The organism is Bacillus cereus group sp. BfR-BA-01360 (assembly GCF_022663595.1).
In the GTDB taxonomy this organism is placed as follows: Bacteria; Bacillota; Bacilli; order Bacillales; family Bacillaceae_G; genus Bacillus_A; species Bacillus_A cytotoxicus.
This window is the reverse complement of the sequence record NZ_JAKUFV010000058.1, coordinates 1-2,678: the sequence shown is the minus strand read 5'-3', so window position 1 is coordinate 2,678 and position 2,678 is coordinate 1. Positions and strand designations below refer to the sequence as shown.

Sequence of the window (2,678 nt, the reverse complement as noted above, 5' to 3'; positions counted from 1 at the left end):
AACTAAGTTTTTTTATTTCGTTTGTCGCGTTTTGCGTTATTGCTATCAGCGACTCGTATAATATTACACCTCTACTCACTAATAGTCAACAATTTTTGTGAAGTTTTTATAACGATATGCTGTATGTTATTCCTGGCTATTCCCCATTCAATCATATGAAAGTAGATGAACTACTGGCAGAAAAGAATTAGAATCCGCGTTACTTTCTGCACGAAGAAACCCTACAGAAATTTCTGTGGGGTTTTAAAATTAATAAACCATGTTTTTTGTCTATAGCCATACTTAAAACAAAAAACTATTTCTCTTTTGAAGACACTAAGCAGCTACCATCTGTACAAAGAGCATCGTTCACACCATTTGATGAAAGTTCTTGTAATTTAGGCTTAGGATTTTCTTCTTCTCACACCTTTTGAAGTGCGTTCAAAAACGTTTCAAGTGGTTGCGCTCCCGAAATTGCATACTTTTGATTTACAATGAAATATGGTACTCCCGTAATCTGATATTGTCGAGCAATTTCCTCATCAATTCGCACATCATTTGCATAAGCATTTTTATTCTGTATAACATGTAAAGCTTCTTTTCTATCTAACCCCGAAGCTTCAGCAATATTAGCGAGCGTTTCCACATCACTTAAATTTTTAGATTCAGTAAAATGAGCAAAAAGAAGATTTTCTACTATCTCCTTTTCTTTTCCATGTTCTTTTGCAAACTTAGCCAAACGGTGAGCATCAAAAGTATTCGTCGGTTTCATCTCTTCAAAATGAAAAGTTAAACCTATGTTAGCGGCATGCCGGCCAATTTGAATATTATTTCGCTTAGCCTCTTCAATACTAATCCCGTATTTCGATGCAAGCATTTCATCAATACCGATTCCAGAATATACCGGAGCATTTGGATCTAACTCAAAACTTTTAAATTCAACTTCAACATCATTTTTATACGGAAATTGGTCTAAGGCCATTTCTAAACGACGCTTCCCAATATAACAAAACGGACACACAAAATCAGACCAAACTTCGATTTTCATACGAACACCTCTTCAAAATTAAGTTTAAACCATTGTAGCATAGGCAATTCGTAATCAAAAAAATTTATGCTTCTATTTTCGGTAAAGGACGCTTTATGAGTGCTCACCTAGCATCCTGGCTCTCGCTGAATTTTGAATGAAGGTTCTATTTCATTCTACACTTGAAATAAACGAAATAAAAAAAAACGATAATGAGAAAGATAAAACCATTTCCTTCTCATCATCGTTTATAGAACTTCTCTTAATTCATAGTCAGCCTATCGTTTATAATATCAAAATTCTCTCTTTCATGAATTATGCTGAAATGTATTTCTCCACAAAGTTCCATAGGGTATTCCAATATTTATCTGGATTTGCTTGTTCAGCTTCTCCATGCCCCGCACCTGGCACAATTAACTTTTCTTTTTCTACTTTTGCAGCATTGTATACTTCATCTAACATTTCATAAGGAACGAACGTATCCGCATCTCCATGAATAAATAAGATTGGTGTTTTGCTTTTTGCAACTTGCTTGACAGCCGATGCTTCTTCTAAATCATAACCCGCCCTTAGCTTAGTAACTGTATTTGCTGCATTCATAACAGGAAATTTAGGTAAATGGAATAAATCTTTTAATTGATATGTGAATTCATCCATAACAGATGAGAAACCACAATCTTCAACAATGACTTTCACATTAGGAGGCAAATCTTCTCCAGAAGTCATCATCACTGTTGCTCCTCCCATAGAAATACCAAATAGAGCTATCTCCGCCTGAGGATCTTTCTTTAAAATTTGCTGAATCCAGCGTTGCACATCTTTCCGATCATGCCACCCCATGCCGATATAATCTCCTTCGCTATTTCCATGACCGCGAAGATCCGGTGCTAATACGCTGTAACCTTTCTCATAAAAATGACGAATATATTTCGTCATTTCTGATGCTTTACTACTATAGCCATGTACGATAATTGCCCATTTATGACTAGATTGCTCATTTATATATTCATATCCTGTTAGTTTTAACTCATCAAAAGAACGCATCACGATTGTATTTGGCTTATATTTTGAAATAAACTCAGCATTTTTTTGCTCATTCGTGACTAATACATTCCCTGACACATTTACTGTTTTTTCTAAATGAGGATTCCCTTGTAAAAATTCTTTTTCTTGTTTCGCATTTAATGCATAATTGAAGAAATAATTTCCGACTAACATGTATGCAACGGTTAGAAGTAGTAAAATCCCTATTAATATTACACTTATTTTTTTCATACTATCTCCTTTTATAAAAAATATCTTACACAACATTACTATTCTAACATACCAATATAGATAAACAACGAAAAAATAATTGAATGGAAAAAGGAATACATATGAGGCAGTAAATACCTCCAACGTTTATTAATTATTTACTAAAAGATTGAGGATAAAGAGGGACATAAATAAAAAAACAACTTCGCTTTTTAAAAAAATAATAAGTGAAGCATATCTTGATCTACATATTTTTTACTATCCATCAAAGTGATTTAAATATAGAAGCATTGTTATATAAAAAAACCTAAGTCAGTTTGACTTAGGTTTTTGCTTGGCGACGTCCTACTCTCACAGGGGCAAGGCCCCAACTACCATCGGCGCTAGAGAGCTTAACTTCCGTGTTCGGTATGGGAAC

General features: G+C 34.2%; 1 protein-coding gene, 1 rRNA gene and 1 pseudogene. All 3 read right to left on the bottom strand.

The window, feature by feature from the left end; translation table 11 throughout:
- Positions 1-295: 295 nt before the first annotated feature.
- Positions 296-1,027 (bottom strand): annotated as a pseudogene (locus MR056_RS21810) (DsbA family oxidoreductase).
- A gap of 294 nt (positions 1,028-1,321) precedes the next feature.
- On the bottom strand, positions 1,322-2,281 hold the full coding sequence (locus tag MR056_RS21805) for an alpha/beta hydrolase (RefSeq protein ID WP_011983382.1): 960 nt from the start codon (positions 2,279-2,281) through the stop codon (positions 1,322-1,324).
- Positions 2,282-2,592: 311 nt separating this feature from the next.
- Positions 2,593-2,678 (bottom strand): 5S ribosomal RNA (gene rrf / locus MR056_RS21800); the annotation flags it as partial.